The organism is Tellurirhabdus rosea, from assembly GCF_026278345.1.
Taxonomy (GTDB): domain Bacteria; phylum Bacteroidota; class Bacteroidia; order Cytophagales; family Spirosomataceae; genus Tellurirhabdus; species Tellurirhabdus rosea.
In genome coordinates this window covers 632,380-650,731 of the sequence record NZ_CP111085.1, presented here as the reverse complement: position 1 = coordinate 650,731, position 18,352 = coordinate 632,380, and the positions used below count along the sequence as shown (strand labels likewise).

11 protein-coding genes are annotated in these 18,352 nt (G+C 59.9%); 7 read left to right on the top strand and 4 right to left on the bottom strand.

The genetic code is table 11. The features are described 5' to 3' along the window. Position 1: 1 nt before the first annotated feature. Positions 2-1,003, bottom strand: coding sequence for an NAD(P)H-binding protein (locus ORG26_RS02635; protein WP_266366968.1), 1,002 nt, complete (start codon positions 1,001-1,003; stop codon positions 2-4). A 6-nt stretch (positions 1,004-1,009) separates the two neighbouring features. Continuing rightward, positions 1,010-1,399: a DUF4260 domain-containing protein gene (locus ORG26_RS02630; protein WP_266366967.1), complete on the bottom strand. Its 390-nt coding sequence runs from the start codon at positions 1,397-1,399 to the stop codon at positions 1,010-1,012. A gap of 229 nt (positions 1,400-1,628) precedes the next feature. On the opposite strand from ORG26_RS02630, the gene ORG26_RS02625 reads away from it, so the two are divergent. Both ORG26_RS02625 and ORG26_RS02620 read left to right on the top strand, forming a co-directional pair. Further along, entirely contained in the window at positions 1,629-4,841 is a 3,213-nt protein-coding gene (locus ORG26_RS02625) for a SusC/RagA family TonB-linked outer membrane protein (RefSeq protein ID WP_266366966.1), read from the top strand. A gap of 116 nt (positions 4,842-4,957) precedes the next feature. Then, complete coding sequence (locus ORG26_RS02620) at positions 4,958-6,421, top strand: SusD/RagB family nutrient-binding outer membrane lipoprotein (protein WP_266366965.1); 1,464 nt, start codon at positions 4,958-4,960, stop codon at positions 6,419-6,421. 99 nt (positions 6,422-6,520) lie between these two features. On the opposite strand, the gene ORG26_RS02615 is transcribed toward ORG26_RS02620, so the two are convergent. Next, on the bottom strand, positions 6,521-7,753 hold the full coding sequence (locus ORG26_RS02615) for a 3-phosphoshikimate 1-carboxyvinyltransferase (protein WP_266369305.1): 1,233 nt from the start codon (positions 7,751-7,753) through the stop codon (positions 6,521-6,523). A 153-nt stretch (positions 7,754-7,906) separates the two neighbouring features. On the opposite strand from ORG26_RS02615, the gene ORG26_RS02610 reads away from it, so the two are divergent. From ORG26_RS02610 to ORG26_RS02595, 4 genes are read left to right on the top strand one after another with little or no spacing between them, the layout of a single operon-like run. Further along, entirely contained in the window at positions 7,907-9,808 is a 1,902-nt protein-coding gene (locus ORG26_RS02610; protein WP_266366964.1) for a WD40 repeat domain-containing protein, read from the top strand. Positions 9,809-9,829: 21 nt separating this feature from the next. Next, entirely contained in the window at positions 9,830-13,381 is a 3,552-nt protein-coding gene (locus ORG26_RS02605) for a tetratricopeptide repeat protein (RefSeq protein WP_266366963.1), read from the top strand. 18 nt (positions 13,382-13,399) lie between these two features. After that, entirely contained in the window at positions 13,400-14,848 is a 1,449-nt protein-coding gene (locus tag ORG26_RS02600) for a toll/interleukin-1 receptor domain-containing protein (RefSeq protein ID WP_266366962.1), read from the top strand. Next, positions 14,802-16,535, top strand: coding sequence for an nSTAND1 domain-containing NTPase (locus ORG26_RS02595; protein ID WP_266366961.1), 1,734 nt, complete (start codon positions 14,802-14,804; stop codon positions 16,533-16,535). Before ORG26_RS02600 ends, ORG26_RS02595 begins: the two co-directional genes overlap by 47 nt. Positions 16,536-16,537: 2 nt before the next feature. Here the strand turns inward: ORG26_RS02595 and ORG26_RS02590 are convergent, their stop codons facing one another. Beyond that, complete coding sequence (locus ORG26_RS02590) at positions 16,538-17,113, bottom strand: hypothetical protein (protein WP_266366960.1); 576 nt, start codon at positions 17,111-17,113, stop codon at positions 16,538-16,540. A gap of 146 nt (positions 17,114-17,259) precedes the next feature. On the opposite strand from ORG26_RS02590, the gene ORG26_RS02585 reads away from it, so the two are divergent. Further along, complete coding sequence (locus ORG26_RS02585) at positions 17,260-18,333, top strand: Ldh family oxidoreductase (RefSeq protein ID WP_266366959.1); 1,074 nt, start codon at positions 17,260-17,262, stop codon at positions 18,331-18,333. Positions 18,334-18,352: the final 19 nt, after the last annotated feature.

Genomic DNA, 18,352 nt, shown 5'->3' with positions numbered 1-18,352 from the left:
TTCAGGAAGCAACGGCCGCGGTCTTCCCGCGGTTAGCGGCGGTCTGTCCCCCGGCGGCAAACCAGTCGAGGGTCTGCCGGATCGCCAGATGTAGCGGGGTCTCCCGAAAGTCAGGGAAAGCCTGCCGGACCTTCGTATCGTCCATCACCACGGCGTTTTCGTAGAGATAAAGCATTTCTTTCACTTCCCGCAGCACCGGGATGAACAGCCCCAGCAGACGGATGGCAAACCGACCCATGACCATCGTTTTGAGCGGCTTTCCGGCTTCCTGCGCCACCTGCCCGAAGAACCACCGCATCGAAGGAAACACTTGCCCGCCGTAGTTCCAGACTTCGTAGGCCGCGGCGGGCTGGGGCCGGAGCATCAGCCGGGCGATGATTTCGGCCGCATCGACGGTGTAAACGGCCTGGTGAGGCACCTCGATGGTCGCTAGCCAGGGCAGCGACTTGCCCCTAGGGGCGTTTTCAAAAACGGGCCGAACCCCGGCATTCATCACATTAGGGCCCCAGAAGTCGGGCAGGCGGACGGTCAGCACCCGGCAGCGCCCGGCCCGTGCCGCTTCTTCCAGCATTTTTTCCAGTTCGACCCGCAGACCTCCTTTCCGCGAACAGGGAGCCGGGCGGCTGTCTTCCCGAATCGGCTCCCGCATGAGTCCGAAATTGTAAATGTTGCCCGGAAAAATAAGGGTCGCCCGGCTGACGGCGGCGGCATCGATCACTTTTTGCGTCACCGTGTCCATGTTGCCGAACCATTTGTCGTAGGGATAATTGAGGCCGTGAAAAAGAAAAGCCTTGCCGGTCGCCAGCTTTTTGAGCAGTTCGCCGTCCTGCGCATCGCCTTCGACAATGGTCAGGGTAGGGGCGTTGGGAAACAGGTTTGCCGCCTTCGAACGGTTGCGGACGAGAATGGTCACGGGCAGGCCGCGGTCGAGCAGATTCTGCGTGAAGGCATAACCGATGCTGCCGGTAGCGCCGAGGATGAGGGTTTCAGGTTGGTTGTTCATGGTTTTTCAGAAGGAAAGGACGTTGTCTGCGGACGGGGTTTCGGTCCGGCCGTTCAGCTGGCCGAGGTGAGTGTGTTTGAAGTTGTCCGGATATTTCAGGCCGTAGCCCATCAGGCGGTCCATGCTCGCGTGGCCGTACAGAAGAATTCCGCTCAGCGTAAGCACCGGCTGGGCGGTCAGCAAACCGGCCATGCCGACCAGAACGGCGATTCCTTTGTGGTGCAACAGGTTGTAGGTCAGCGCACCGACGCGGGGATTGACCAGGTAGCCGAGCATGCCCACGTCCGGAAGCAGGATCAGGGCCGGATACCACCACCAGGCGAAAGGCAATTGATTAAACAAGAAAATAGATAGAATAAATTGGGTAAATTCTTCTAGCTTCAGCAGCGTTTTCATAGCGCGTTCTGGGGGTTGATGGATGGAACAAAGGTCGCGGTCAGCGCCCGAAGCGGGGATGACGCAGCACGAAATCGTATTGACCAATCACGAAAATCTCCCCTTCGTCAAAAGCTTTTCTTAAAAAAAAGGATGAGTTGTTAATTTCATGAATGTAGTTTTTACTTTTGTAATTAATAGTAATACTTTTAATTGCTAACCTGGTTTATACCACTTAACACCTTTTAAAATGGTCAGAAATCTATGGGTATTTGTGTGCCTGCTTTTTTCGGTGACGCTGGCGGTGGCCCAGGAACGGACGCTGAGCGGGCGCGTCACGACCGGACCGGAGAACGCGCCGCTTCCGGGGGCAAACGTGGTGGCGAAAGGATCGTCCCGCGGTACCACCACCGACGCCGACGGAGCCTTCCGGCTCACCGTTCCGGGCGATACGCGGCAGCTGGTCATTTCGTCGGTCGGACACAACACGCAGGAGGTGGAGATTGGCACGCAGACGGTTTTCAATGTCAAACTGCAAGAGGATTCCCGCCAGCTGAACGAGGTGGTGGTGACGGCCCTGGGCATCCGGCAGGAAAAGCGGGCACTGAACTACTCGCTGCAGGAAGTTAAGGCGGACGAAATCATCCGCGCCCGCGAGCCGAACGTGGTCAACGCCCTCAACGGAAAAGCCGCCGGGGTGCAGATCATCAGCCAGGGCGGTTCGCCGGGGGCGGCGGCTTCCATCAACATCCGGGGCAAATCGTCGTTTCAGGGCAACAGCCAGCCCTTGTTTGTCGTGGACGGCATTCCGGTCAACAACTCCTACCGCTCGACCGGGCTTTCGTCTTCGGTAGACAACTCGAACCGCGCCGTCGATATCAACCCGGATGATATCGAGTCGATTTCGGTGTTGAAAGGTCCGGCCGCCACGGCGCTGTACGGCATTCAGGCGGGCAGCGGCGTGGTGCTCATCACGACCAAAAAAGGCAGCCGCAGCGATACCCGCCGGACGACCGTGACTTTCAACAGCACGGCTTCCGTGGAGCAGGTGAACAAACTTTTCCCCCTGCAGGACGTGTACGCTCAGGGAACCAACGGCGCCTACAGCGACGCGCCGGGTCAGACGTTCATTTTCGGACCCCGCATCAGCGACCTCCGCTACAGCAGTTCCCTGACCGACCCGCGTTATCCGCAGGGCAAGATTGTGCCGGCGACGGACCCCACGGCCAACGCCAGCGCGCCGGTGCAGGTGTTCGACAACCAGCGGAATTTCTACCAGACCGGCCGGACCTTCAACAACCACCTCAGCATCAGCAGCGGCAACCGGAACGGCAACCTGTATTTCTCCATCGGTCGGCTGACGCAGGAAGGCGTTATTCCGCTCAATACCTTCGACCGGACCACGGCGAAGCTGTCCGGCGAGACCGAACTGAGTCCGAAACTGCGGCTGTCGTCCTCGCTGACCTACATCAATTCGGGCGGCCAGCGCGTGGGCCGGGGCGACAACTTTGTGGGCGTCACCCAGGGCATTTACCGGACGCCGCCGCATTTTGATATTTTCAACGGGCAGGACGATCCGACGAACCCCGTCGCTTTCCAGTTCCCGAACGGCTCGCAGCGACACTACCGCAACCAGAACCAGATCGACGGCATGAACCCCGCCGACGCCGGACTGGGGCCCGACAGCCCGCTTTGGACGATCAACAAAAACCCGTACCGCGACCGCGTGGACCGGCTTCAGGGCTACGTGCAGCTGAATTACCAGATTCTGCCGTGGCTGGGAGCCATGTTCCGGGCCGGGGCCGATGTGTTTGCCGACCGCCGGGTCCATGCCTTCGACATCGGTTCCTTCGGCGGCGACGGTCGTTTCGGGCGGATTTTTGAAGATACCTACATCAACAAGACCTTCAACACGGACTTCCTGCTGACGGCCGACAAGAAGTTCGGCGACATCGGCCTGACGGCGCTGGTGGGGCACAACTTCTTCAACAACGACGAAACCCGTTCGTACCTGGACGGCAACACCTTCAACCAGCCGGGGCTGTTCAACATCAGCAACGCGACGGTGATTGCCAACCCGCTGCAGTCGCGGTTCCGCCGGCGGACGTTTGCGGCCTTTGCGAGCGCCAAGCTGGATTACCAGGGCTGGGCTTTCCTGGAAGGAACGGTGCGCAACGAGTGGGCTTCGACGCTGCCCGAGCAGAACAACTCGTTCCTGTACCCATCCGTCAGCGGCGGTGTGATTCTGACCGATGCGCTGAAGCTGAACAGTTCGGTGCTGTCGTACCTGAAGATTCGCGGGTCGTACGCGCAGGTGGGCAACATTCCGGAGCCTTACCAGACCGAGACGTTCTACGTCCGGGCGTCGGCCTCCGATGGCTTCGGCAACGGCATTTCGTTCCCGATTCGGGGCAGCAACATCGGCGGCTCGACGCTGGGCAATCAGATCGGCAATCCGGACCTGCTGCCGGAGAACAACAGCACGCTGGAGTTCGGCGCCGATCTGGGTTTCTTCGAGAACCGGATTCGGCTGGATGCCACCTACTACCGTTCGCGCAACCGGAACCAGATCATCGCCGTGCCGATGGCCTCTTCGTCGGGCTTTACGTCCAAGCGCATCAACGCGGGCGAGCTGGAAAACAAAGGGATTGAAGCCATCCTGACGGTCATTCCGGTCAAAACATCATCATTCCAGTGGGAGGCTTCGTTCAACTTTACGCGCAACCGCAACCTGGTCGTTTCGACGGTCAACAACGAACCCATCCTGCTGCCGGGCTTCGGAACCATCTTCCAGCCGCGGCTGGTGCCGGGGCAGCAGTTCGGCGTCTTCTACGGGTCGGGCTGGCGGCGGAACGAGGCCGGACAAATCCTGATCGGCAACGACGGCTTCCCGATTCGTCAGGACAACCTGCTGATCGGCAACCCGAACCCGGACTTCCTGCTGGGCATCCGCAACTCGCTTTCGTTCAAAGGACTGACGCTTTCGTTCCTCTGGGACATCCGGCAGGGCGGCGACGTCTGGAACGGCACCGAAGCCGTGCTGACCAACATCGGCGCGACGATGCGGACGCTGGAACGGGGCCAGCAGCGCGTGTTTGAAGGTGTTCGTCAGGACGGCACGCCCAATACCCAGGCCGTGACGCTGACGCAGGCCAACTGGTTCCAGGCCAACGGCCGGGCCACGGGAGCCGCCGGGGTGCACGAGCAGTTCATCGAAGACGCTTCCTGGGTTCGACTGCGGGACGTGAACCTGAGCTACCGCCTGCCCGCCAAATGGTTCGGCAACGGGCTGGTGAAAGGCGTTGAACTGACCGCTTTCGGCCGTAACCTGCTGCTGTTCACGAAGTATTCCGGCGTGGACCCCGAAAACAGCCTCTACGGCCTGAGCCCGGCCCAGGGCCTCGATTACTTCGGCAACCCGAACACCCGCAGCGCAGGCCTTAGCCTGAATGCGACGTTTTAAAGGGCGTTGAAAGTTGAACGTTTAAGGTTGAAGGCAAAACGGGTTAGCCAGAACGGTAATCGCCTTCAACGATAAACTTCAACGTTAAACGTAAACGTTAAACGATACTTACACTCATGAAAAAATACATCAAACCCTTTATCGCGCTGGTCCTGACGGCTGTCGGGCTGAATAGCTGCGATTTCAAGGACATCAACGTCAACCCCAACTCCCCGACGGACGCGCCGATGAACGTGCTGCTGCCTGCCGCCCAGGCAAACCTGGCGTACGGCATTCACGGGGATATCGCCCAGTTTACGAGCATCTTTACCCAGCAGCTCGGCGGCGTGGAAAACATCTATCTGTCGGTGGGTCAGTACGACCTGAACGGCAACCTCGCCGCCCGGGTCTGGGACGGCAACCTGTATCCCGGCGCCATGAAGGACCTGGATGTGGTCATCCGGAAAGCGAACGAAACCCGTTCGCCGCACTACCGAGGGGTGGCCCGCATTCTGATGGCCGCGGCGCTGGGACAGGCCGTAGACCTCTGGAACAACGTGCCCTACAGCGAGGCGTTCCGGGGAGCGGACGGCACGGCGGTGACCCAGCCGCGGTACGACCGGGGCGAGGTCCTGTACGATACCATCCAGAACATGCTTTCGCAGGCGATTGTGGACCTGCAGGCAACGACCAGCACGTTTTCGCCCAGCCGCGACGACCTCGTCTACGGCGGCAACCGGACCCGCTGGCAGCAGGCCGCCCGGGCACTCAAAGCGCGGTATTTCAACCACCTGAGCAAGGTCGCGCCGGAGCAGTCGGCGCAGAACGCGCTGGCGGCCCTGCAGGGCGGCGGTTTGACGTCGAACGCCGAGGATGCCCGGATTGTGTTTGGAAATTCGCAGGATGCGGCGGGGCCGTGGTTCCGCTTTCTGGTGGGCAGTTTCGGCAATGGCGTGCGGATGGGCGAGTCGTTTGTCAACCTCCTGATCCAGCGGAACGACCCGCGTCTGCCGTTCTACGTCCGGGCCAATACCGGAGCCACGCCGTTTGTAGGCTCCCCGGCGGGCGTTTCCCGTCCGACGGCCTCGCAGGTGGGCGGCTACTTCAACCGGCCGGAATCGCCGGTAAATTTCATCTCGTTTGTCGAGCAGAAATTTATCGAAGCTGAGGCGCTGCTGCGGCTGAACCGCCGGGCCGAAGCGGCCACCGCCTTCAACGCCGCCGTGGCCGCTTCGCTGACCAAAGTGACCGCCCCGATTGCCTCCTTCAACCTGACGACCAACGCCACGGCCAACCAGGATTACATCCGGCGCTTCGGCAGCGAAACGCAGGAAACAATTTCGCTCGACAAGATTTTTACGGAAAAATACATCGCGCTGGCTCTCGAACCGGAAACCTGGAACGACTGGCGGCGGAGCATCACCCCGGCGACACCCAACGGCGTTCCGGCCCTGTCGCTGGCCGCTTCATCCCAGCAGTTTACTGCCGGTCGCTTCCCGCGCCGCTGGCCGTACCCGCTCTCCGAAGTGCAGCTCAACCGCGCCAACGTAGAGGCCCAGGGTCCCGCCACCATCACCGACCGGGTCTTCTGGGACCGGTAAGTGAGTTAGTAGTTAAAAGTTAAGAGTTAAAAGTAAGGCTCCGCTTAATCAAGTATTTTGATCAGGCGAAGCCTACTTTTAACTCTTAACTTTTAATTTTTAACTCTTAATCAAAGAAAGGTCTTCCCAGAATTTTGGGTAGGATTTGGCAACGACGCCGGGTTCTTCGATGATGATTTCGTGGCGGAGGGAGACGGGCGCAAAGGCCATCGCCATCCGGTGATCGTCGTAGGTGGCGATGCGGGGCACCGACTCGTCGGCCGTGCTCTGGGATTCGTCAGTCCTGACGACATACTCTTCGTCCGGCTTCACCTCGGCCAGTTCGGCGCCGATCTTCTTCAGTTCGTTCTGCAAAGCGGCAACGCGGTCGGTTTCCTTGATTTTGAGGCTTTCGATGCCCGTCAGCGTGAGCGGAATCTGCTTCATGGCGGCGCAGACGGCCACGGTCTGGGCCAGGTCCGGGCAGTGGGTGAAGTCCCACGCCAGCGACGTCTGCGCCGGGATTTTGGTCAGGCGCACGCCGCCGGGAAAGAACGTGCTCTCCACACCCAGCGGGCGCATGATGTCGGCAATGGCGCTGTCGCCCTGCAGCGACAGCTCTTTCAGCCCCAGCAGTTCGAGTTCCGAGCCTTCCTGAGCCAGCGCCGCGATGCTGTACCAGTAGCTCGCCCCCGACCAGTCGGATTCGACGGCATACTCGGTCGGCGTGTACGCCGCTGCCGGGACGGAGATGGTGTTGCTCGTCCAGTCGGCGGACGCTTTGACACCGAACGCTTCCATCTGTTTCAGCGTCATTTCAATGTAGGGCCGGGAGCCGACCTCGCCGGTCAGTTCCAGTTCGAGGCCATTGGGCAGCAGCGGGCCCACCATCAGCAGCGCCGAGATGTACTGGCTGCTCACGTCGCCCCGTACGGCCACGCGGTTCGTTTCCGTCTGGGCAAATCCCCGGGTGACCAGCGGCGGATAACCTTCGTTTTTCAGATACGCAATGTCGGCCCCGAGCACCCGGAGGGCGTCCACCAGAATTCCGATGGGGCGTTCGCACATGCGGGGCGTCCCGGTCAGGGTCTTGTGCTGGCCCGTCACGGCAAAGTAAGCGGTCAGAAAACGCATGGTCGTGCCCGCGTCGAGCACGTCGGCCACGGGGTCTTCGGATTGCAGCAGCCGGATCATGGTCTGCGTATCGCGGGCCGCAGAAACGTTATGCAGGGTTCCCCGAAAGCCCGTGAGCGCGTTGATGATCAACGCCCGATTGCTTTCACTTTTGGAGGAGGTCAGCTGGATGGTTGCCCGAACAGGGCCGGTCGGAGGAAAAAGGTGTACGGCGTCCAATGGAATCAATTTTCTGCAAAAAAAACAAAAATATCCCATTAGCCGGATGATAAGTTGGTGAATCGTCTGTAAAGCCCTTTTTATCAATCGGTTAACGGGGTATCAAATAAAAGCCACACCTTTAATAGACTTAATTTCACTAACTGGAAGACCATGTACCGGATTCCTGCATACGCTTTCTGGCTTCTGCTCTGCGTGAACGGATTGTGCTTCCATGTACCCGCTTTTGGACAGAAGAAAACGCCGCCCAAATCGCTGCTGGAAGATTGCGGGTCCTACGATGAGTACATCCGGAAGGGGAGACAAGCCCTGAACAATCCCGATGACAGTCACCTCAAGGACGCCATTCAGGCGTTTCGGGCCGCCCGGGAGTGCCAGCCGTCGCGGTTCCGGGAGGTAGACAAGTGGCTGGACCGGGTGTTTGAACGCATGGAAAAAAGCCGCCGGGAAGCCGTGGAGGCCCGGGTGAAGGCCGAGTTGCTGGCCGACAACCTGAAGCGGGCGAAGGCGGAAACCGATGCGCTGCTGACCAGTTCCGAAAGCGTCAGCCTCGCGCTGCGCGCCCGCGATTCGCTCAGGTACGACCCGACGCGGGCGCTGACCCGGGCCGTGGAGTCCATCAAATACGATACGACTTCCCTCAACATGAACGTCCTGATGGAGGCTTTCGGCCTGCTGCATTACGATGCCGATACCAACCTCGGACGGGTCGTTAAGGTGCTGGCGGCTTCGCCCGACCGCAACCGGCTGGCCATCGCCTGGGCGGGCAAACGGTACATTTCGCTGTATGATTCCCTGTACGGCCCCGAACGGCAGCTGCGCGGCCACCGCGACGAAGTGTCCCACCTTGCCTTTTCGCCTGACGGCAGTTACCTGCTGAGTGCCGGACGCGATCTCAGCATCAAGCTCTGGACCGCCGCCGGCCGTTTTATCCGGACCATCGGGCAGGCCGGGGCGGAAGTCCGGGGGCTGGCTTTCTCGTCAAAGAAAGAAATCATTGTGGCTTCCGACAACGGCCAGATCGAGTATTATGCCCTCGACGGAACCTGGCTGCGGACGAAAAGCGACACGCTGTTGCTAGGCATTGCCGCCTTTGCCGCTTCGCCGACCTCCACGGATCAGGTAGTGGCGGCCGGAACCGACGGAAAGCTGTTTATTTTTGGCGAAAACGGCCGTCCCCTGGTGCAGCAACTGGTGCGGGAGGCCGATATTCTGGCCATAAAGTTTTCGCCGGACGGCAATCAGCTGGCCGTCACCGACTCGCGCGAACGACTGTATCTCGTCGACAGCAGTGGAACGGTGCAGAACACCCTGGCTCTGCGAAGACCCTATCCGGTGCTCCACTTTCTGGACGTGGACAACCTCATTCTGGCGGGCCGCAACGGACAGGCGCTGCTGCTGAATCTGCCCACCAGTCGCCCGTTGGCCCTGGTGGGTCACAAGGCGGACATAAACGTGCTCCACCATCATCAGAATCACATCTTTACATACGGCGCCGACAGTACCTGGAAGCAGTGGGACTTTCGGTTCAAGCGTACGCCTTACGTTTTTTACGTCAGCCAGGGCGCTTCCGAAGAGGTTGTTCACCTGCACGAAAGCGGGGTCATCGACAACGACAGCAGGATTGAACTACGCAGCAGAAAGTACCAGCGGATGGTAAAACTGACGATTCAGACCGGGGAGGGATTCCAGTCCGCCGATTTTGTGAAGGAAGACTTCCGGAACCTGAACCAGACCATGCAGGACGGCAGGCTCCTGACGGCCACCTGTGAGTTCAACGGGATGAGAGCCACCATGAGGCCCGACGGAACGCTGATCCTGTGGGACCGGAACGGGGACGTGGTGAACACGATGGAGACAGGCATCGCCGGGGCAACCGGAATCCTTTTCTCGACCGAAGGAACGTATCTGATGGTCAGGGCCGAACCGGATGAGCAAAGCGGGGGGCGCTACCAGAACGCCGCCCGCCTTCTGGTGTACTGGCTGCCGGACGCCATTCTGCAGCACCCGGCAAAGCCGGTCATGGTAGGTCGGGTCAACCCCCGGCCGAACTAAGTCCTTAACCACAGCCGCAACATGAAGCCGTTGTACCTCGCAAAAATCATAGGACTGGGTCTGGTCGGGCTGCTGATGGGGCCAAAGGCCGCCCTGTATGCCCAGACCGACCCCGGACCGCTGAGCCGGTTGCTGGCCCGGAGCAGCTACGCAAACGCCGAAAAACAGCTCGGAGAACAGCTGCAAAAGGATTCCACGTCGGTTGCGGTGCGCTACCAGCTCGGGCGGCTCTACAGCCGGACCAACCGGCTCAATGAGGCCGAGCAGGAAGCCCGGTGGATGCTGGCCCGGAATCCCGACTCTGTGGAAGGAGCCGGGCTGCTGGCTGAGATTCTGGAAGCGTACGGGGAAGCCGACTCCGCCGCCGGGGTCTACAAAATGGTGCTGGCCGCCCGCCCGGCCTCGGCTGCTGCCCTGCACGGCCTGGCCTGGTTTTATATCCGGCAGAAAAAATACGGCAGCGCCGACTCGCTGCTTCAGGAAAGAGTCCGGCAAAACAAAGAGGACAGCGAAGCCTACCGGGCGCTGGCGGCCCTCTGGCGGGCTCGGCGGAATCGCGGGAAAGAGAAAGAATACGTTCAGGCCTGCGTTCGGGCGGATTCGTCGAATGTAGCCGAATTAGCCAGCTATTATTTTGAAGAACACTCAGCCGAAGGGTATCGGGAGGCGAGAAAATGGTACCGCAAAGCGCTGGAAAAAGACCCGGACGACCTGCGGGCCCTCCTGCGGCTGGGCATGATCGAGTGGTACAGCAATCAGGTCTGCGACGCTTTCCCGCTCTTCTGGCAGGTGTACCACCGCGACCCTAGCCAACTGGACGCCCTGTACTGGCTGGCCCGCTGCTACACCCGAAGCAACCTCCACACCGAAGCCGCCGCCTACTGGAAGCGGCTGCTGAAACAGGCCCCGACCGACCGCCGCTACATTCACGGCGCAGGCTACCCGGTGGCGCATCTCGCCGGGGAATACATCAGCCAGGGAAAGACCGCCGCGGCCGTTCGGGCGCTGGGCGAACTGGGGCAAATGGGCCACCGGCAGGCCGCCGAACTGGCCTACGCCCTGCGGGCCGAGCAGAGCCGGGATTACGAAACGGCGCAGTACTGGTACCGGAAAGCCGCCTTCTCGGTCCCTTTCCACAGCCTGGCCCAGCGCGGTCTGCTCCGCCTGTACGACGAGCAGCGCATCCGGATGGACTCCAGCGATTACCGCATCTGGAAAACCAACCTGACCCGCGAAATGCAGACCATGACGGTACCGGCCTACACCCGGCTGGGCACCCGGCCCGTGAGTGTGTACATCTTCCACCGGTATCCGGCAGGCATGAAACCGCTGGAGCCGGAAAAGGCGCGGCTGCTGCTGGAAGAGGACGAAGCCCGGATTCCGGATGATTTGGAACGCAATTTTGTCAGTATCTACCGCGACAACCGCTTCGAGTACAATGCCGGGGCGCGGACGTTTGCGGAAGATGCCCGGCTCATCAACGAACAGGCGAAACGAAAGCAGAAACTGGAAACGCAGCGGCTGGCCCTGAGCCAAGAGCTGTCGGCCAGATTCAGGGGCTCTTTGTCGGCCGACGAAAAGCGGGAGGCGAACGCGGATTACTACCAGAAAATGTACCGCCTGTACGACGATCACTGCCGGGAGGATCCTTATCCAAAGAGTGATTCTTACGGACAGGCCGTGGTGATGAGAGACGCTTTCAAACGCCGGGCGGTCGAAACGTACCTGAGCGCCGGAAAGGCCCGGCAGGAGGGGCAGAATCCGGATTTTGAAAAAGCCCTGCAAAATTTCCGGGCGGCACTGGCTGTAGACCCCGCCAGCGAAAAGGTCATCTCCGAACTGGCCAAAAGCTACCTGCTTGCCGGGCAGGGCGACTCGCTGCGGGCGCATTATGCCCGGTACCGCAAGGTGAAGCGCGGGACAGGCTGGTACGAGGACCTGTTCCAGGACGAACTGCGCAGGCTGGCGGAAGAAGGCAAACGGATACGATACGTGGACACCTTGCTCCGGGACCAGATTTTTAAGGAAATGAAAAGTTCGGTCTTCCAGCGCATCCGGCGGGGCGATACCCTGATTAGCGAACTGCTGCAGGAGCCCGATTCGGCCATCGTGAAACACGCCGCCCGGTATTACCAGGCCCGCAGAACCGGGGATGATGACCAGCATGGCCTGGAGCTTTACCGGGAACTACAGGTGCGTTACCCGAAAGATACGTCCCTGTTGATGAATGAACTGGCCCTGTTGCTGGACATGCAGGACCGGAAGGCGCTGGGCGTCGGGGACACCCTCCGCGCGGAACAGTTGTACGGACTGGTCAAACACACCCGGAATCCCCGGATTCTGACCGAGCTGCTGACTCTGGTGCGCAACCGTTTTTATTCGCTGAATGAAACGACCGACAGCCGGGATGTCAGCCGGCTGGAGGAAGTCAGAACGCTCCACAGCCGCCTCGTTCCGGAGGGTGGAGATCGGGAGCGGTACCAGGACCGGGTGGAGATGGCCTACAAGGCGCTGCTCAGACAGGACTTTGCAGAAGCCCAGCGGCTGGCCCGGGAAGCGGGCAAAAAAATTCCCGACGACGACCGGAAGGAGCACCTTTTTCTGCACGCCCTTGCCGGAGCGTACCTGGGCAACTGGCCCGCCGCCGAGACCGAAATCCGGAAAATAGTCGACCTGCCGACCGTAATCCGGTTCCAGCCGGATGCCGACCTGGTGAAAAAGCGGGAAGACCTGCCGGATTATGCCCCGGAAGAATACACGACATTCGGCGAACTGATGCTGTATGTATACGCCAATTTTAAGAAAAAAGAAGTGTCAATGCCGCAGGAAAAGCTCTTTACCGCAACCGTCACGACGATGGGCATCGAGGACCTGACCCTGCGTCATTACGACATCCTGACCGATAAGGATCTGGTGAACGCCAGCGACCCCTCCCGGCAGAAGCTCTGGCTCGACCTGCACCTCTACGAGTCGAAGACCCAGGCCGAGTTTGAGGCCAAGAAGGCGGCCTGGAACCGGATTGTGACGAATCTTTTTCAGGCCGAACAGTTGGAAGACCTTGTCCTGACGGCTTCGGCACTCCGGAAAAAGGCACCCAGAAGGAGTGACGGACGATTTATTGAGGATGATTACTTTTTTGCCACCGAAGCACTACGCCTGTTCGAACGGATCGCCGACAAAGTAGCGGGCCGGAAAACGCCGGGTGCGAATGACATTCGGGAAAGCATCGCCGAAGTCTGCGGCCGGTTCTCGTACCAGTTTCTGGTGGGCGGAAAATACGCCGAGGGCCTGGCGACCGCCGAACTGGCCTACCGCTGTAATCCGAAAGAAAATTTTGTGCGTACCAATCTCCCGCTGGCGCTTCTGCTCAATAACCAGTACGCCCGCGCCGAACCGTATTACCGCCGCTTTGCGGATGAAAGGTGGACCGCCGACCGGCGGTACGCAACCTACCGGGAGGCTTTTCTGGACGACTTCAACGATTTCAGGAGGCGGGAAAAAGACCACCCGGAATTCCGGCAGATCGAGCAGCTGCTGAAATCGCCCGTCCGCCCGCCGCTGGCCTCCAACTGACTTTTAACCCACGTCCATATGCTGACTTCTTTCGAATGGGAAACCCTGGTGGATAATCTGCAGCAGCAGAAATGCGCGCTGATTCTGGGGCCGGAACTGATTAATTACGGGGATAAAACCTTCTTCGACCTGCTGTGCGACGAGTTGAAGAAAGAGCCGGTGCCGCTGGTCCGGCATTTTTTTACGAACGACGAACTGGTGCAGTTCGACCGCAACGTAGTCGGCTACGAAATGCGGATGTACCAGTTTCTGGACCGCTTCTACCGCAAACGCACCGAATTCGACGCCGTGATGGAGAAGGTCGTGGCGCTGCCGTTTCCGGCCTTTATTTCGCTGCTGCCCGACTCCCGCCTGACCGACGCCTTTGAAAAGGCCGACATCGACCACCAGTCGGCCCGCTACCCCCGCGACCAGAACCCCGAACCGGTGGAACTGCCCACGCGCCAGTGCCCGCTGGTGTATCACCTGCTCGGGACGCTGAGAGGCTGCAACACGGTGCTGACCTTCGACGACCTGTTTGAATACCTCAAAGGCATTCTGGGAGCGCGGGAACTGCCCATCAACCTGCAGGTTTTTCTGCGCGACGTGAGCTGCTTTGTGTTCCTTGGCGTGCGGTTCGAGAAATGGTACATGCAGATTCTGCTGAAACTGCTGATGAACAACCGGTACAGTCTGCGGTACGCTTCCAGCAAAGTCCTCCGTGAAGACCAGCGCGAGGAAATCCGGACGTTTGTCAGCAGCCGCCTCGATCTGGTGTTTGTCGACGAAGAGCCCACCAGCTTTCTGGATGAACTCTACAACCAGTGCGCCGCCCGCAACCTGCTCCGGAAAAGCCCGCAGACCGTCGCGGAGGAGCCGCCTGTCCGGGTGTTCATTTCGTACAGCTACCGGGACGACGCCCAGGTGCTGCTGCTTCGGGACGCCCTGCAAAAGGCCGGGATGGAAGTGATTATCGGTCAGGAAGCCATCAGTTCGGGGCAGGACATCAACGACTTCATCCGGCAGAGCGTCCGTAACAGCGATTGCACCCTTTCCATCGTTTCCGAAAACAGCCTGCTGTCGGCCTGGGTGGCCCGCGAGTCGGCCGCCAGTTTGCAGGAAGCAGAGGGCGGCCGCCTGTTTATCCCGTGTTACCTCGAAAGCAGTTTTCTGGAGCGGGACGCCACCGACCGGGTGCTCAAAAAAATTGAAGAGGAGATCAGGGACATCGGGAACCGGATTCAGGAACGGACGATGCTGCGCCGGCCCATCAACGACCTGCTGAGCCTGTACAATCTGTACTACGACCACCAGCAGGAAATCGTGGATTATATCACGATGCTGCGCAACTCGGCCTGCGTGGACCTGACGACAGGCAAGTTCGACGCCGGAGTCCAGAAGCTCGTCAACGATATCAAAACCTTCGCCAGCCGCCGAACTCATGAACAAGCAGGAGCAACCCCAAAAGAACCGGTATCCGGGTATTAAACCCTTCAGCACGGAAGAACGGGACCTTTTCTTTGGCCGGGACCGCGACATTGCCGAGTTTTACCGCCTGATGCTGGTGCAGCAGCTGACGGTGCTCTACAGCAAAAGCGGCTTCGGCAAAAGTTCGATGCTGAACGCGGGCGTCATTCCGCTGCTGAAACAGCAGAACGTCAGCTACTTCACGGTGCGGTTTGGCAACTACAGCAATGCCGAACAGGCCAGTCCGCCCATCGACAGCCTCAAACGCATCCTGAGCGGCGAATCCGACCGCCATCCGGTGCCGACGGACGTGCTGGACGCCCTCATTCCGGACGAAAGATCGCTCTGGTATTACGTCAAGAGCCGCCAGTTTGTGAGCCGCAACCCGTTGTTCATCCTGATCTTCGACCAGTTTGAGGAGCTGTTTACCTACCCGGCCGAACAGATCCAGCAGTTTAAGGAGCAACTGGCCGAGCTGCTGTACACGCCCATTCCGCTGGCGTTCCGGCAGCGGGAAGAACAGATCATCAACGTGGACCACCCCGACCGGGAGGCCATCGTCAACACGTTTTACGAACGCCCGGACGTAAAGGTGGTTTTTTCGGTCCGGTCCGACCGGCTGGCGCTGCTCAACGGGCTGAAAGACAAGCACCCGACCATTCTGCGGCACTGCTACGAACTCGACGCCCTCGACGAGGCCGCGGCCCGGCAGGCCATTATCGAACCCGCCCGTCTGTCCGGCCCGTTTCGCTCCGAACCGTACCGGTACGAGCCGGAAGCCATCGACTGCATCCTGTCGGAAATCCGGAACAAGCAGGACGGCAAAATCGAGACGACCACGCTCCAGATCGTGTGCCGGTACGTGGACGATAACCTGGTCGGGGAGGGGCATGACGACCTGATCGAAAAACGGGAGCTGGGCAATATCTCGTCGATTTTTCAGACGTATTACGAAAGCATCATCGGCGCTCTGCCGGAAACAGAAAAAGCCCAGGCCCAGCGCCTGATCGAAAAGTTGCTGATTCAGAACGGGCGGCGGATTCCGTTCGAGGAAATGTACCTCGTCAACACCCACGGCATTTCCAAAGACCTGCTGGACAACCTGACGGGCACGGCCCTGATGCGCAAGGAACTCGATTCCCAGCAGCGGATGCTGTACGAGGTCGGGCACGATACGCTCATTGCCCCCATCGAGCGCATCGCCGTTGAACGCCGCCGCCGCGAAGAGGCCGAAGAAAATCAGCGGAAACTGGAACAGGAGCGCGAAGAAAAACTAAAAGCTAACCGGGAGGCCGAAGAATACAGACAACTGAAGGAAAAGGCGGAAGTAAACGCCCGGATTGCCAGACGCCGGAGCCGGTTTGCTTTTGGATTGGCTGTGCTGGCGCTGGTTTTACTGGCGACATCCCTAGTATTTTTTCTGGATGCGAAAAAAAATGAAGAAGCGGCCCTCAAAGGACAGGAGGTTATCCGGGAAACCCTGCTCCGGCTTAACGATCAGAAACTCAAAGCCGATAGCACGCTGTTGCTGGCCAACCGCCGTGAAGCCCGCTCACTCATGCTGCGCGGGGATAATTTCCACGGTTTGGGCGAATACCGAATGGCAAATCAGTACTACAGGGCCGCCGTTGATGTATCGGGAAATGATCCCAGTCTGAAAGACTCACTGCAAACCAAAATCCGGGAAGTGGCCTCCCGCCTGCGCTGAGGTCAGTAAACGACAAACGCCCGCAGCCGGTTGTTTTTGTTGACCGGAATCCGGAGGTTGGTCAACCGGTAGCAGATGCCGCCCAGAACGGCCAGCGTCCCGGCGGTAATCAGGGCTCCGTCGTTGACAAACCCCGAATTGACGACGTCGGCCAGCAGAAAAACACCGCCGGCCAGCGGCAGTAGATACGTGCCCTGCGAGACAAACGGAATCGGGCGGGGCGTGTAAATCCGTTCGACCCGGTCGAGGCGGAAGTGCCGGATTTCGTCGAGAAAATTATTCCGGTTTTCCACAATGAGCGCAAAGGACGTGTCGGTAATGGCGTGGATGCGGTCCTTGTAGCGGCGGCCGTCGCTGTACCGGAACGAAATGGTCTGGCCCGTGTAAAAACGGAACCGCTGAAAACCGCCGACGCTGTTCCGGTCGAGGGCCAGGTACCGGCTCCCGCGTCGGGAGAGGGCGGCCAGTTCGGGATCGCGCTGGCGCGGCAGCGAGTCCACGGCGGAGGAGTCGGTCGTTTGGGCGGAAGCCGCCAGCGAAAAGCAGAGAAAGCCGATCAGCAAAGAAAGTAATCGCATACAAAATCAGGATAGGGCACACAACAGGAAAACCGGCCAACCATCCGCGACGGGGCCGGTTTCGTTTTGCAAGTAACGAATCAATTGCGTCTCCCGTTTATAATTTCCGTTAATTTGGCCGTTTCATTTTACGGAATCTGCCCATCATGGTTAACGTCAATACCCTCACTCAATTCACCAAATCCATCTTTTTAAGCATTGGTTTTCCGGAATCCGATGCCGAACTGGCCGCCACCATCCTCGTCAATGCGGACCTCCGGGGCGTTGATTCCCACGGCGTTGCCCGTCTGCCGGGGTACGTGCGCCTGTACGACCACGGCCGGCTGAACCCGACGCCCGCCGTGCGGATTGTCCACGAAACCCCTTCCACGGCCGTGCTGGACGGCGACCGGGGCGTGGGGCTGGTGGTGGGTCCGCAGGCCATGCAGGTCGCCATCGAGAAAGCCCGCGTGGCCGGTACGGGCTGGGTGGCCGTCCGGAACTCGAACCATTTCGGCATTGCGGGGCACCACGCCATGCTCGCCCTGGAGCACGACATGATCGGCATCGCCATGACCAACGCCGCGCCGCTGGTAGCCCCTACGTTTTCGCTCGATAAACTGCTGGGCACAAACCCCATCGCCGTGGCCGTTCCCGCCCGGAACGAGCCGCCGTTTGTGGCCGACTTCGCAACGACGGCCGTGGCGTACGGAAAACTGGAGATCGCCCAGCGGAAAAATCAGCCCGTTCCGACGGGCTGGGCGCAGGATGCGGACGGCCAGCCGACCACCGATGCCCATGCCGTCAAGAACGGCGGCGGGCTGCTGCCGCTGGGTTCCGACCGGGAGCACGGCAGTCATAAGGGCTACGCGCTCGGAGCGATCGTTGATATTTTTACGGGCGTGCTGTCGGGAGCCAACTACGGTCCCTGGGTGCCTCCGTTCGCGACGGCCGGGTTCATGAGCGCCCAGGCCGGAGTCGGCGAAGGAACGGGGCACTTCTTCGGAGCCATGCGGGTCGATGCGTTTCGTCCGGCCGACGACTTCAAACAGCACATGGACCAGTGGATCGGCGCGTTCCGGAATGCCCGGGCGGTGGAAGGCAAAAAAGTGCTGATTCCGGGCGATCCCGAGCGGGAGATGGAGGCGGTTCGGCGCTCAGAGGGTATTCCGCTGATTCCGCCTGTGGTTCAAAGCCTTCAGGAACTGGGTGCCCGTTTTGGGGTAACGTATAACCATTGAATCATTCTATTTAGCAAAA

Excerpts from the sequence above, each read along its gene's own strand:
- ORG26_RS02625 (WP_266366966.1), top strand. The coding sequence starts at position 1,629 with ATGGTCAGAAATCTATGGGTATTTGTGTGCCTGCTTTTTTCGGTGACG.
- ORG26_RS02585 (WP_266366959.1), top strand. The coding sequence starts at position 17,260 with ATGGTTAACGTCAATACCCTCACTCAATTCACCAAATCCATCTTTTTA.
- ORG26_RS02590 (WP_266366960.1), bottom strand. The coding sequence starts at position 17,113 with ATGCGATTACTTTCTTTGCTGATCGGCTTTCTCTGCTTTTCGCTGGCG.
- ORG26_RS02595 (WP_266366961.1), top strand. The coding sequence starts at position 14,802 with ATGAACAAGCAGGAGCAACCCCAAAAGAACCGGTATCCGGGTATTAAA.
- ORG26_RS02610 (WP_266366964.1), top strand. The coding sequence starts at position 7,907 with ATGTACCGGATTCCTGCATACGCTTTCTGGCTTCTGCTCTGCGTGAAC.
- ORG26_RS02630 (WP_266366967.1), bottom strand. The coding sequence starts at position 1,399 with ATGAAAACGCTGCTGAAGCTAGAAGAATTTACCCAATTTATTCTATCT.
- ORG26_RS02600 (WP_266366962.1), top strand. The coding sequence starts at position 13,400 with ATGCTGACTTCTTTCGAATGGGAAACCCTGGTGGATAATCTGCAGCAG.
- ORG26_RS02605 (WP_266366963.1), top strand. The coding sequence starts at position 9,830 with ATGAAGCCGTTGTACCTCGCAAAAATCATAGGACTGGGTCTGGTCGGG.
- ORG26_RS02635 (WP_266366968.1), bottom strand. The coding sequence starts at position 1,003 with ATGAACAACCAACCTGAAACCCTCATCCTCGGCGCTACCGGCAGCATC.
- ORG26_RS02620 (WP_266366965.1), top strand. The coding sequence starts at position 4,958 with ATGAAAAAATACATCAAACCCTTTATCGCGCTGGTCCTGACGGCTGTC.